The sequence below is a fragment of the Sedimentibacter sp. genome, assembly GCF_038562225.1.
Classification (GTDB): domain Bacteria; phylum Bacillota; class Clostridia; order Tissierellales; family Sedimentibacteraceae; genus Sedimentibacter.
In genome coordinates, this window is the sequence record NZ_JBCFAS010000002.1 from 1 (window position 1) to 13,226 (window position 13,226).

At 42.2% G+C, this 13,226-nt stretch carries 15 protein-coding genes, 1 tRNA gene and 1 riboswitch; of the genes, 10 read left to right on the forward strand and 6 right to left on the reverse strand.

Going from position 1 to position 13,226, the window contains the following annotated elements:
* Positions 1–535: 535 nt before the first annotated feature.
* From AAGU76_RS06620 to AAGU76_RS06645, 6 genes are read left to right on the forward strand one after another with little or no spacing between them, the layout of a single operon-like run.
* Positions 536–1,594, forward strand: a complete 1,059-nt coding sequence (locus AAGU76_RS06620; RefSeq protein WP_342484688.1) for a type II secretion system F family protein — start codon at positions 536–538, stop codon at positions 1,592–1,594.
* Between the two features lie 13 nt (positions 1,595–1,607).
* Positions 1,608–1,910 carry a hypothetical protein gene (locus AAGU76_RS06625; RefSeq protein ID WP_342484689.1) on the forward strand — a complete coding sequence of 101 codons (303 nt, stop codon included), beginning with the start codon at positions 1,608–1,610 and terminating at the stop codon, positions 1,908–1,910.
* A 10-nt stretch (positions 1,911–1,920) separates the two neighbouring features.
* Complete coding sequence (locus tag AAGU76_RS06630; protein ID WP_342484690.1) at positions 1,921–2,406, forward strand: DUF4860 domain-containing protein; 486 nt, start codon at positions 1,921–1,923, stop codon at positions 2,404–2,406.
* 9 nt (positions 2,407–2,415) lie between these two features.
* Positions 2,416–2,913, forward strand: coding sequence for a hypothetical protein (locus AAGU76_RS06635; protein WP_342484691.1), 498 nt, complete (start codon positions 2,416–2,418; stop codon positions 2,911–2,913).
* Positions 2,913–3,425, forward strand: a complete 513-nt coding sequence (locus AAGU76_RS06640) for a hypothetical protein (RefSeq protein ID WP_342484692.1) — start codon at positions 2,913–2,915, stop codon at positions 3,423–3,425. Before AAGU76_RS06635 ends, AAGU76_RS06640 begins: the two co-directional genes overlap by 1 nt.
* Complete coding sequence (locus AAGU76_RS06645) at positions 3,422–4,483, forward strand: PilT/PilU family type 4a pilus ATPase (protein WP_342484693.1); 1,062 nt, start codon at positions 3,422–3,424, stop codon at positions 4,481–4,483. The genes AAGU76_RS06640 and AAGU76_RS06645 overlap by 4 nt, the downstream gene beginning before the upstream one ends.
* 33 nt (positions 4,484–4,516) lie before the next feature.
* On the opposite strand, the gene AAGU76_RS06650 is transcribed toward AAGU76_RS06645, so the two are convergent.
* The 6 genes from AAGU76_RS06650 to AAGU76_RS06675 form a co-directional block, all read right to left on the reverse strand.
* Entirely contained in the window at positions 4,517–5,395 is an 879-nt protein-coding gene (locus tag AAGU76_RS06650; protein ID WP_342484694.1) for a transglutaminase-like domain-containing protein, read from the reverse strand.
* 72 nt (positions 5,396–5,467) lie between these two features.
* A riboswitch (cyclic di-GMP riboswitch) is annotated at positions 5,468–5,554 on the reverse strand.
* A 93-nt stretch (positions 5,555–5,647) separates the two neighbouring features.
* A tRNA-Leu gene (locus AAGU76_RS06655) sits at positions 5,648–5,730 on the reverse strand.
* Positions 5,731–5,766: 36 nt separating this feature from the next.
* Positions 5,767–6,663, reverse strand: coding sequence for a DNA-processing protein DprA (locus AAGU76_RS06660; protein ID WP_342484695.1), 897 nt, complete (start codon positions 6,661–6,663; stop codon positions 5,767–5,769).
* Positions 6,664–6,811: 148 nt separating this feature from the next.
* On the reverse strand, positions 6,812–7,225 hold the full coding sequence (locus tag AAGU76_RS06665) for a biotin/lipoyl-containing protein (protein WP_342484696.1): 414 nt from the start codon (positions 7,223–7,225) through the stop codon (positions 6,812–6,814).
* A 12-nt stretch (positions 7,226–7,237) separates the two neighbouring features.
* A complete protein-coding gene (locus tag AAGU76_RS06670) occupies positions 7,238–7,507 on the reverse strand; it encodes a hypothetical protein (protein WP_342484697.1) in 270 nt (89 codons plus the stop codon).
* 8 nt (positions 7,508–7,515) lie between these two features.
* On the reverse strand, positions 7,516–9,045 hold the full coding sequence (locus tag AAGU76_RS06675; protein WP_342485695.1) for a carboxyl transferase domain-containing protein: 1,530 nt from the start codon (positions 9,043–9,045) through the stop codon (positions 7,516–7,518).
* A gap of 246 nt (positions 9,046–9,291) precedes the next feature.
* On the opposite strand from AAGU76_RS06675, the gene AAGU76_RS06680 reads away from it, so the two are divergent.
* The 4 genes from AAGU76_RS06680 to AAGU76_RS06695 are packed head-to-tail and all read left to right on the forward strand — an operon-like array spanning position 9,292 to position 13,205.
* Positions 9,292–9,819, forward strand: a complete 528-nt coding sequence (locus AAGU76_RS06680; RefSeq protein WP_342484698.1) for a hypothetical protein — start codon at positions 9,292–9,294, stop codon at positions 9,817–9,819.
* Positions 9,820–9,830: 11 nt separating this feature from the next.
* On the forward strand, positions 9,831–11,243 hold the full coding sequence (locus tag AAGU76_RS06685) for a peptidoglycan-binding protein (RefSeq protein ID WP_342484699.1): 1,413 nt from the start codon (positions 9,831–9,833) through the stop codon (positions 11,241–11,243).
* Between the two features lie 10 nt (positions 11,244–11,253).
* Positions 11,254–12,654, forward strand: a complete 1,401-nt coding sequence (locus tag AAGU76_RS06690) for a peptidoglycan-binding protein (protein ID WP_342484700.1) — start codon at positions 11,254–11,256, stop codon at positions 12,652–12,654.
* A 17-nt stretch (positions 12,655–12,671) separates the two neighbouring features.
* Positions 12,672–13,205: a peptidoglycan-binding domain-containing protein gene (locus tag AAGU76_RS06695; RefSeq protein ID WP_342484701.1), complete on the forward strand. Its 534-nt coding sequence runs from the start codon at positions 12,672–12,674 to the stop codon at positions 13,203–13,205.
* The last annotated feature ends 21 nt before the right edge of the window (positions 13,206–13,226 follow it).

Here is a 13,226-nt window from a genome sequence, read left to right on the forward strand (position 1 = left end):
AAAGGTTTCTTATGCTGTTTTATTGTCTATGTTCGTTGCCGTCACTTGAGACAGCTTTAATAGTTTAGCACATTCGCTTTAACTTGTCAAGAACTTTTTTAACTTTCTTTTTTCTCAACCGTTGCTCTTTCGAGACAGCTTGAACAGTTTATCACGTTTGTTGCTGCTTGTCAAGAAGTTTTTTCTTCTTTTCAAAACTATATTGCTTTATTCCTGCTGCAATGTTCAACAGCTTTGTTAGTTTATCACAACTGCTTCACATTGTCAACTGGTTTTTTACCTCTTTTTCAAAAGCTTTTGTAAAGCGTCTAAATCCGAAGTGCTTTATTATTTTAGCTTACTTATAACTCTTTGTCAATCCCCTATTTTAACTTTTTTCATTTCAGGCCAACAAGATTATTATATTATATATATGAAAGAATAATACTCGCGAAATTTGTGGAATAATGCAAATAAGTATATTATTTTGTTGAGTTTCGAATATTCTTATACTATAATTAATTGAAAGAGCCGTATAAGGCCAGGGGGTGCTATTTTGAAAGTTGCAGCAAAAAAACAATTAAATTCGTCTGAACTGTCATACTTCTGCATGCAGATTTCCATGATGCTTAAATCAGGAATGCTCATATCAGACGGAATTGAATGGATGTACACCGACATAGGTGAAGGTAATGTGAAGGAAGCTCTTAAGGCCTTGAAAGACGAACTCTCATACAAGGTCCCTTTATATAAGGCCATGGAGAATTCAGGTTTCTTTCCTTCTTATATAATAAACATGAGCCAGATTGGAAGCGTTACAGGAAGGCTTGAGGATGTTATGACATCATTGTCTGAATACTACGACAGAGAAGATTTCATCAAAGCCAAGATCAGAAACTCTATTTTCTATCCGGCAATGCTTTTTGTTATGATGTCATTTGTAATTATACTTCTGGTAACCAGAATCTTTCCAATATTTGAAAGCATGGTCCGCGAACTGGGAGGGGATCTGCCCGGAGAGTCTTCAGCACTCATGTCATTTTCAACCGGAATAACTGCAGGCAGAATTTCAATGGCTGTAATAATTGCAGCGCTGACGCTTATAGCAGTTTTATTCCTTTTTACAAGAACACAAAACGGAAAAGCAGCTGCCGGAAAGTTTCTGGAAAGCTTTCCTCCCGCAAGATCCATAATGAAAAAAATAACGGCCTACAGGTTTTCATCCTGCATGTCTTTGTTGATGTCAAGCGGTATGAACATCGATTCTTCAACCGACATGCTGCTTGATATAATTCAGGAACCCGTGCTCAGGAGCAAAATTGAAAGCCTGAAAAGTTCCATTGATTCCGGTGATGATCTGGTTGAAGCAATATCCAGAATGTCACTTTTCTCCGGACTTCACATACAGATGCTCCACATGGGACAGCGTACGGGAGAAACTGATGTTGTCATGAAAAAACTGACAAACATATACGAAAACGAGTCTGATCAGTCCATCAGCAATTTCGTAGCGCTCATTGAACCCGTGCTTGTGGGAATTCTCTGCATTATAATAGGTTTTATACTGATATCAGTCATGCTTCCTTTGATGAACATAATGTCTTCCATAGGATAGGAAGGAATACACCATGAAGAAACCAGGTTTTAAAACTTTGAGCATCACTCTTGTGCTGCTTTTATCATCATTTATGTACGTAGCTGTGGAAAACACCCAAAAAGGCAAGGACGAAGAAATGCACCGGGTTGTCACTGATGCCGTAAGAAGAAGTGCTGTTTTGTGCTATGCCATAGAAGGTTTTTACCCTCCTGACATTGAATACCTGAAAGAAAACTACGGGCTTTTGGTGGATTCAGACAAGTACGTTGTAAGCTACAGTGTTTTTGCTTCAAACGTAATGCCAGAAATAGAAGTTTTCAATAAGCAACCATGAAAGGATTAACATGAATAACCGAAATTTATCCAAGCAGTTTTCATTTCAGTTCATATTTATTATGCTTTTGTTTCTCATCATTGTAATAATGTCTGTAATGATAATCTTGCTTGGCAAAAACATTTACACGAAAATAAACGATGACAGGACATCGAACTACGAGACAAGAGTATCCTTGTCGTACTTAGCCAACAAGGTAAGGCAGTCTGACAGGAAGAATGCTGTTGAAATAAGGAATTTTGAAGGCAGAAATGCTGTAGTTATCAAGGAAACATACGATGACGAAATCTACGAAACATGGATCTACTATTATGACAATGCAATTTACGAGATGTTTACAGACCAGGGCAGCTCATTCAGTGCCGAGGACGGTCTGCGCATCGTAGATGTGCAAAATTTTGAAATAGAAAAAATCAGCCGCAATTTGTACAGATTCACTGCAGAAACCAGCCACGGAAGTTCCGAACTGGTTTTGAACCTGTACTCAAATCAATGAGGTGAAACAATGAAAAACAAATTGTCCATCAACCTTGAAGTTTCATTGGTTGAAATCATATTGTCCATTTTGATTTTTGCGGTTGCCGGAGTAATCATGCTCACGTGCTTTGCCTATGCAAACTTCACCCAGGTTAAGGCAAACGACATAACAATTGCAGGAAACATGGTTCAGACCGATTCTGAAATGATTAGAGCTTCATTAAGCACTGAAGGAGCTTATGAATTTTTGTCCAAAAATTATTCACTGATTCATGAAATCGGTAAATCACGTCAATACATAAGGTACTTCGACAAGGAATGGAATCCCTGCAGCGAAGATGAAGACGAGTATCAGATGGTAACTGAGGTCATTGAAGAAAATGAAGACATTGAAGGCTCCATGTTAGCCATTACAATAACAGTGCAAAAGTCAAGACCTTACCCCTTTATCGGAAAACCCGATGAAACGGTATTTTCTGTTGAGACAAAGAAATTCTATCCGATCTTCGGGAACGGGAGGCAGTGATGGAAAGCAAAACTCAAAGAACATCAAGAGTATCCGTCGGTATGGGCGGAACCTTAATAATAACAATTTTCGTTGTGTTAAGTCTTACGATTTTCGCCACACTTTCCTTCACAACCGCCCATTCGGACCTAAAGCTTGCCAGAAAAGCGGAAAAGATGACATCCGACTACTATTTAACCGCCGCCGGAGCAGAGGAACAGCTTTCAGACATTTGGACAGCCATGAATTCAGCTGCAAAAGGATCAAACAGCAGGGAATCATACTATGACAATTTGTCTCTAAGTCTCTTTGCAATGAAAAATGTAGACTGCAGCTTCGAAGAAGGTGTTTTCCGCATATATTACGAATCATCCGGCGGCAGGAACCAGAAGATATGTGTTACTCTCAACGCCTTGTACGATACCTCCGGTAAACCGTCATACGAAATTGAATCTTGGAATTTAGCAAACATAGAACTGCCTGTTTATGAGGAAGAAAACTACGACTTATGGGAAGGAATAGATAAGCAATGAAAACAATGGATATATTTCAGACAGCAATAGAAAAGAAGGCCTCCGACATATTTATCATAGCCGGAAGACCTCTTTCCTTCAAAATAATGGGTGACATCATCTCCCACGACAGCGCACCTCTTTCTTCAGATGATACATACGGTATTATCTACGACATTTTCAAAATAGCCAATCAGGAAAGCCTGGACGTTCTCTCAACCGACGGGGATGTTGACTTTTCATTCTCACTTCCGAAACTTGGAAGGTTCAGAGTAAGCGCCTACAAACAACGGAATTCTTTTGCAGCAGTCATAAGGGTGGTACTGTTTGAGCTTCCTGACCCCGTTAAGCTTGGAATTCCTGATATGGTAATGGACCTGTATAAAAAGACGAAAGGGCTTGTGCTCATAACCGGACCTGCAGGCAGCGGCAAATCAACAACTCTTGCGTGCATAATAGACAAGATCAACACAGAGCGCAACTGCCATATAATGACATTTGAAGACCCCATAGAATACATCCACAAGCACAAAAGATCAATTGTTAGCCAGCGGGAAATATCGACGGATTCAAAAAGTTACATTTCATCCCTGCGCTCGTCTCTAAGACAGGCTCCCGACGTAATGCTCATAGGTGAAATGCGTGACCTTGAAACCATTGAAATAGCATTGACCGCTGCAGAGACCGGACACCTGGTGCTTTCCACCCTTCATACCACAGGAGCAGCAAACACCATAGACAGAATCATAGACGTCTTTCCGTCAAATCAACAGCAGCAGGTAAGAATCCAGCTTTCCATGCAGCTTCAGGCTGTTATTTCTCAGCATCTCATACCTTCCCCTGCGTGCGGAAGGGCTGCAGCCTTTGAGGTTATGCTCGCCACCAATGCGGTTTCCAATCTTATACGGGAATCAAAGGTGCACCAGCTCAACAGCGTCATATATTCATCAGAAGGCGCCGGAATGAAATCAATGGATACAAGCATAATGGAACTTTACAGAAACGGATTGATAACCAAAGAGAACGCAGTGATCCACTCAATGGATCCCGACTTGATGCAAAAGCTGTTAAACAAGTAAGAGCCCGGCAGAGTAATCTGCCAGGCTCTTTTTTTAATATTCATATTGTTTTGTGTAATACTTGCCGTCTATAAGCTTATTTGTGTATTCCATAAGTCTCTGGCTGTTGGATTGCTTCGCGGTTGAAGCCACCGTGCTGTCCATTAGCTTCCACTGGTTTCCGTCAAAATACATTTCATTAAGCACTATCCACCCGGTCTCATCCGTATACACTTCATTCCACGCATGGTACGCGCTTAAGTTTGACGAATATCCTGTCACAAGTTTTGCAGGTATCCCCTGGGAGCGAAGCATGGATGCCATCAATGAGGCGTAGTCAAAACATATACCCTTGTTTGAGCTCAATATATCATCCACTTTTGGCAAATAGCCGCTTTTTACCGTCAGAGCCTTCTCGCTGTCATACTTTATATTGGTTATTATGTAATCATAAATAACATCAAGCTTATCAAAATCTGTGGTGCAGTCTTTTGTAAGCTCCTCGGCCTTCTTGGCAACAGCCGACTCCCTGGTGAAATTCACAAGCTGGCTGGATACCAAAAAAGGTGAATTCTTGTTCTTCAGATTAACATCAACCGTTACGGTCTGTTTAACTGCATACTTGCTGCCGCTTATATTTTCAAACACCCTTATCTTGTACTTTCCGTCCCCCATCTGAAGCGGATACGTATCGTAGGAACCTGTCCCATTTAAGTCGTAGGTGTACTTGCCCATTCCCTTTTCAATTATTACCTTAAGTTTTTTTGTCGTCGGGTTTAAGTATTTTACTCTGACATACCCTTCCGATACATTTGATGCGTCAATTTCCGATTTGGCGCTTTTGAATATGCCGTCTGCTCCGAAACAGAACGACGAGGAAGCAAATATCATCGTTATTAACATTATAAACATTGTTTTCTTCAGTAGTTTCATATGCTTGTCCTCCTGCCGAATAAAAAAAGCTTCGCAAATAGCGAAGCCGAAGTTCATTGTAATGTACATAAGTACAGCAACTGGCTGTCATACCATTTTCATGGGTTAGACCCTATAGCTTTGCGCCATTTTCTTTAGAAAATTTTGCCTATTTAATTAACCTAATAATATCACTGCTGCCAGTCTTTGTCAACAAAATAATAAAAAAAACCTCGTCCGTAGACGAGATTTTTCCGGCTTTCGCCTCTAATTTGGTGCGGATGAAGGGACTCGAACCCCCACGCTATTGCGCTAGATCCTAAGTCTAGTGCGTCTGCCAATTCCGCCACATCCGCGCGTCGGTTGTTTACTCAACAACAAAATTTATTATACTACTGAGAACATGCTTTGTCAAGCATAATTTTACAAGATTTATTTTTAAAATTTTTAAGCTTGTCGAAGCTGTCGATGACTTCAATGTTATTGTTGAAAATTGAAGTTTGTCCAATGCATGAAGTGACATTTGCCGTGTATGCCACAGGCTTGTTGTATGCGTTGGCGAACTTCACTGTGTTTGATGTTCCGCCTTTAAGCCCGCCTTCTATTACTATGATTCCTTCCGAAAGAGCAGCAATGATTTGGTTTCTGTTTACAAAGGCGTTCTTTTCCGATTTTGCGTTCGGAGGAAGTTCTGATATTATGGCTCCCCCGTTTAATATAATCATGTTGTACAGACTCTTGTTATTCTTCATCGAATAAAGATGCCCTGAAGGTATTACGGCAATGGTCTGTCCCTTAGCCGCCAGGCAGCCGTTGTGAGCCGATTCGTCGCAGCCTGAGGCAAATCCGCTGACAATGCAGCACCTTCCCTCAGTGAGTTTTTCCGCAAATATAGAGCTAATTTCATACCCTTCCTGGCTGGGAGTCCTTGTGCCTACTATTGCAATATTGCATTCATTGTTAAGAAGATCAAGATTTCCGTCTGCATACAATATAAGAGGCTTATCCTCGATTTGATGAAGCTTCCTGGGATATTCCCCGTCATAGATGCTTATGATTTTTATATTTGATTTCCTGCAGCAATCCAGGATAGCCGCAGCTTCGCTTTCAATCTTTTCAAGATCAATTTTGACTTTCTTGATTCCCATGTCTTTTATGAATTTTTCGACATCAGAAAAGTTTTTGAGATTAGCCTTCTTTGCCTCCATGAATTTCAGGATTTTGCTGATAGTCTTCCTCCCCAAACCGTTAACCAGCTGCAGCCTAATAATATCTTCATTGCTTATCATCTTAGATCCCCTTGTTTCGAATTTCATCGGAAGGATATGTTCCTTCTCCATATGCATACTGTCCAGATATATGTTTCTACATTTTAGCACAATATTAGACAAAAAAAAACTCTTCTTTCATAAAGAAGAGTTAAGAAAATTTAATTATTTAGCCTATTGTCGCCAGAGCATCCCCGGTGCTGACGGTGGCTGACCCAAAAGTGTGGATTTTCTTCACCACGCCGTCAACTGGAGAAACTATCTCATTTTCCATTTTCATTGCCTCCAGAATGAGAAGTATGTCTCCTGCCTTCACAGTCTGACCTTCACTTACCCTTATATCAAGTACGGTACCTGGCATTGGTGCAGTGATTTTCTCTCCTGAAACTGCTTCGTCCAAAACCTTCGGCGCGGGAGCAGGTGTCTGCGGAACTGATGCTGCAGTCTTCGGTACAGAAGGCTGCGGCTGCTTTGCCGGTGCGTTTTGTACCGGAGCGTATGTAAAGTTACCAAGACCTGCTCCCACTTCCTCTACTTCAACCGCGTATGATTTTCCGTTTACTGTTATATTGAATTTTCTCATTTCATTCCTCCGTTATCTCATTAGCTTCATTCTGCCTGCTAAAGCCCAGATGGGATCCATTTCAGGCGTTCTCTTTATGTTTCTGACTACAAAAGAGTCTGAGGATGTTCCAAGGATAACAGATAAGGCAGCAGTTACGGCTGCTACTATCTCTCCTTCCTCATCCATGAAGGCAATTGCTCCTGCTATTACAGCCGCTGCCTCATCATCAGCTGCATGGCCAAAACCCTCTGCTTCAGATTCATTGCTATTTTTCTTTGTATTATCGTTCAAATTGTTCATAGTGCCTCCTACAGAGGAATGTTGCCGTGTTTTTTCACAGGCCTCTGTTCCCTTTTGCCTGACAGCATGTCAAAAGCGCTTATTATTCTTTTTCTTGTCTGTGATGGTTCTATTACCTGGTCAACGTAACCTCTGGCTGCCGCCGTAAACGGATTTGCAACAGTGTTTCTGTATTCCTGTATTTTTTCACCTCGTTTTGCGCCCTGGTCTTCAGCCTCGGCTATTTCATTCTTGAATATGATGTTGGCTGCACCTTCAGGTCCCATTACAGCTATTTCAGCCGTTGGCCATGCAAGAACCATATCAGCTCCCAGTTCCTTGTTGCACATGGCTATGTACGAACCACCGTAAGCCTTTCTGGTAATCACTGTGACCTTCGGAACAGTAGCTTCTGAATAAGCGTAGAGCATTTTTGCCCCGTGTCTTATGATTCCGCCGTATTCCTGATGTGTTCCCGGCAAAAATCCTGGAACGTCCATTATCGTAAGAAGCGGTATGTTGAATGCATCACAGGTTCTTATGAACCTTGCTGCCTTGTCTGAAGCGTTTATGTCAAGACATCCTGCCAGAACTTTCGGCTGGCTTGCTATGACGCCTACACTTCTTCCGTTAAGTCTCATGAAACCCGTAACCACATTCATTGCGTAGTACGGCTGGTATTCCATGAACTCACCGTTGTCTGACAATGAGTATACAACTTCCTTCATGTCATATGCCTTGTTTGGATTTTCCGGAACTATAGTGTTCAGGCTTTCATCAACCCTGTTCAGATCATCTTCGCATATAAGTGCCGGCGTTGTTTCAAGGTTGTTTTGAGGAAGAAAGCTTAAAAGCCTCTTTAAGTTGCTGATGCATTGTTCCTCGGATTCATCGACAAAGTGGGCAACTCCGCTTATGCTGTTGTGTGTCATGGCACCGCCCAGGTTTTCTGCAGACACTTTTTCACCTGTAACCGTTTCAATTACGTTTGGTCCTGTTATGAACATCTTGCTTGTGTTTTTAACCATGAATATGAAGTCTGTTATGGCAGGTGAATAAACAGCTCCTCCGGCACACGGTCCCATTATTACTGAAATCTGAGGTATGACTCCTGATGCTATGGTGTTGTTGAAGAATATCTTGCCGTAGCCGGATAAAGCATCAACACCTTCCTGTATTCTTGCACCGCCTGAATCGTTTATTCCTATAATTGGTGCTCCAACCTTGAGTGCCATCTGCTGAGCCTTAACAATCTTTGCAGCATGCATTTCACCCAGCGATCCTCCGATGACCGTGAAATCCTGCGCATATATGTATACAAGTCTACCATCAATTGTTCCGTAGCCTGATACCACACCCTCACCGGGATATTTTTTCTTTTCCATTCCAAAACTTACGCACCTGTGTTCCACAAAAGCGTCTATTTCTACAAAGCTCCCTTCGTCAAGCAACAACATTATTCTTTCCCTTGCGGTCAACTTGCCGCTTTCATGCTGCTTGTCTATTGCCTTCTGCCCTCCGCCCAGATTTATTTTTTCATTTAGTTCCCTGAGCTCCATCAGTTTGTCTTTTGGCAATTTGTTTCCTCCTAGACTATTATAATTTACAATATTATTTTCTTCTTATCATTCAAGTATTCAACGAGAAAAATCTCATTTTCGAATATTTTGACCTTCAAAGTATATTATATAATTAAAATTTTGTCAACAGATTTGTCTGCTCAAAGTATTCTGAAAACTAAGAAATCAAATCCCCTTAAGTTGCATATATTGAATAGTAGCTATCATTATGAAAGGTGTGATTCCATGAAGTTCAATGGCTTTGACAAATATAGCAGAACAAAGACATACAAAGCTCACAACATGATTGTAAAAAAATTAGAAACAGAAGAACCGGCTCCGGCAGTGATTGAAGATACACAGGAACTGCCACAGCCTGAAACAGGTTATATAAACGTTGCGGTTTACACTGCTTTAGGTGCTCTTCCCGTAAGGGATGCTGTGGTTACAGTCTATACAATCGACGAAAATGGTGATGAAAATGCCCTTTACCATGTGGTATCCGATATGAACGGCCGTGTTCCAATGATGGAAGTGCCTGTTACATATGATCCGGATGATCCTTTGCAAAGCGAAGAATTTTATTTTTCAACGTATAACATGCGAGTGCAGGCAATCGGATACTATACCACAAACATTATTGACTTGCGTGTATTTCCGGGTGTTGCGACAAATTACAGGGTCATACTCATCCCCGTGATGCAAGGCGGCTCCGAGGAAGAGTCTCAGACGTTTGTTATTCCGCCGACCACTGTTGATATATCAAATGAATAAGGAGGATTACAATGAGCACACAGGTACCAGGTCTTTCAAGAGTAGTAATTCCCAGAAACATTACGGTTCATCTGGGAAGTCCAAACCAACAGGCTGAAAACGTCACTGTTCCCTTTATTGATTATGTAAAAAACGTGGCGTCCAGCGAACTGTACCCCACATGGCCGGAAACAGCTCTTAGGGCAAACATATATGCAATTGTTTCCGTAGCACTGAACAGAATATTCACCGAGTGGTACAGATCCAGAGGATACAACTTCGACATAACCAACGATACCAGGTACGACCAGGCATTCGTGCCAAACAGAGGAACTTTTGAAACCATAGACAGGTTGGTGGATGAAATATTCAATGACTATATATCAAGACAAGGACAGATAGAGCCTCTGTACGCACAGTTCTGCGACGGCAGGGTGTCGCAGTGCGAGGGCTTGTTTCAATGGGGAACCGTTGATCTTGCCAGGCAGGGGCTTGTACCATACGAGATGCTTCAATACTATTACGGTGAGAACATCAATCTGATCACAAACGCACCTACTGTAAATATTGAAGAAACTTATCCGGGCACTCCTCTTCAGCTTGGCGACAACAACCAGTATGTACTTTTGATAAAGATGGCCTTAAATGCCGTATCAGTGAACTTTCCAGCCATACCCAAGATATATCCTGTGGATTCTCAGTTCACCGAGGGCATGGAAGAAGCCGTCAGAGCCTTTCAGCAAGCCTTCAACCTGCCGGTTACAGGAATAATAGACAAGGCAACATGGTATGAAATCAGAAAAATATACGTCTCTGTAAGAAATCTTGCCGAACTTACTTCCAAGGGAATCCTGGTCAGCGACATTCCCCCGGATATTGTCACTGAAATCGAAGAAGGTGAAGTTATTCCGCGAGTGCAGCTTGTTCAATACTTCCTAAACGTCCTTTCGGCTTACTACAGTTCCGTACCGGCTGTTGACATCGATGGCATTCTCGGTCCCCAGACAAGGACCGCCATAATAGAGTTTCAAAAGACCATGGGACTGGAAAACACAGGCATTATAGATGAGGCCACATGGAATTCCATGTACAACAACATCCTTGGAATCTTAAGAGCACTGCCTCCTACTGCTGTGGCATTGCCGGCTCTGTTGTATCCCAATATAGTATTCAGGCAGGGTTCGGAAGGAGCAGACGTTCTTATTCTTCAGGAATACCTGGCATTCATCTCAACACTGGTGCCTGACATTCCGGCTGTAAACCCGGATGGTATATTCGGACCTGAAACCAGAGCAGCGGTTGTTGCATTCCAAAACTATTACGGCCTGCCTGTTACCGGTGCTGTAAATGAGGCAACATGGAACAGGATAGTGGAAGTATACAGGCAGCTTAGATTCGGAAACTACAGGTCACCAGGACAATTCCCGGGAAATGAAATAGGTTAGAGGTGATTTTATGAGCATTCCGGAAACAATCATACACATACCAGGAGCAGCACTACCGCACATAATAGTTCCCTTCCCTCTGACCATAACCGTACACCTTGGCGCTCCTGACGAAGAAGCTTTGAATGTCACAGTCCCCTACATCGATTACATTAAAAACGTGGCATCAAGCGAATTATATCCAACCTGGCCGGAAGAAGCCTTAAGAGCAAATATTCATGCTATAACCTCCATTGCCATGAGCAGAATTTTCACAGAATGGTACAGAGGGCGCGGATATGACTTTGACATAACCAACGACACCCGGTACGACCAGGCATATGTGCATGAAAGAGGTTTTTTTGACACAGTAGCTAACATTTCAAACGAAATATTTGACCAGTACGTGGTCAGGGAGGGGCATATAGAACCGCTTTTCACAACGTTCTGCGACGGACGCATATCACAATGCAACGGCATGTACCAGTGGGGAAGCGTGGATCTGGCCAACCAGGGTTACACCCCCCTTGAAATATTGAGATACTATTATGGCAATGATGTGACAATTGTTCCATTTTCAGCTGCTGGCGAAGTTGTCGGTACTTATCCCGGCACTCCTCTTGCTCTGGGAGAATCAGGCATACCCGTCTTCAGGATGCAGCACTCACTAAACCGAATTTCCAGAAGCTACCCGGCCATTCCGGTAGTTAACATATCCGGTTATTTTGATGAGACAACACAAGCTGCCGTAAGAGCCTTTCAGCAGGTATTCAATCTTCCTGTAACCGGTGTTGTGGATAGCGTAACATGGTACAGGATACGTCGCATATATGTGGCGGTAACAAGGCTTGCGGAGCTCACATCTGAAGGATTGCTCATATCAGACCTCATAGATCTTTATTCGCATGTTCTCCTGGAAGGAGACACTCGTCCGGTTGTTGTGCTGCTGCAATATTATTTGAATCTTTTAGCCGAAAATGGTTTTCTCTTACCGGAAGTTACTATAACGGGTAACTACGGTCCGGAAACTACCGATGCTGTAACCGCCTATCAAAATCTAAAGGGACTTCCGCCTGCCGGGATTGTCAATGGTGAAACCTGGAACTCCTTGTACAGGGATGTGTATCTCATACTGGTGAACACGCCGGTACAAGACATATACCTGCCCAGCATCAGTCATATGGGTGTAATCTACACGGAAGGAATGGGGTCGGAGCACCCCGGAATATTGATTTTACAGATTATGCTCACATTTATTTCGCAGAATGTACCTGAAATTCCTCCCCCTGAAAGAAATGGAACATTCGGACCGGCTACCAGAAAATCAGTTACAGCGTTTCAAAACATATACGAACTTGAACCAACGGGAATCGTCAATGCCGTGACGTGGAACAGAATAAACGAGGTATATCAAAGCCTTAGATATCAATGAAAGGAAAGGAGTAAAATATGACAGACTACAGCTGGAATGCATACAGGAATTTAAATCCGGTTTCGGAAGTCCAGACATATCTTCGAAACATTTCTTACTCTCACAACGAATTGCCCTCTGTGGTTATAACAGGAGTATACGATGAACAGACTAAAAAAGCTGTTAAGGAATTCCAAAAGATGACCGGGTTGCCTGAAACAGGAAAGGTTGATATGAAGACATGGAATGTTTTAGTGATGGAAAATGAAATACATGAAAAAACAACAGAACTGCCCTACAAAGTTCCATGCCGCTCAAATGACTTCGGCAGCATAACGGAAGGATACAAAGGGGACATAGTCTACATTATAAAAATCATGCTCAACAACTTCTGCAGAAAGTACAAAAATTACAATAAACTTCAGATAAATGACAGCTGTGACAAAGAAACCGTGGAAGCTATAAAACAGTTTCAAAAATCAAGCATGCTTCCGGTAACCGGCATAGTCGACAAGAACACCTGGAACACCATGGTTTCCATTTATGGAACGTGCAAACTTTATAATTACTAAAAATTGCTGAGCATTCAGCAA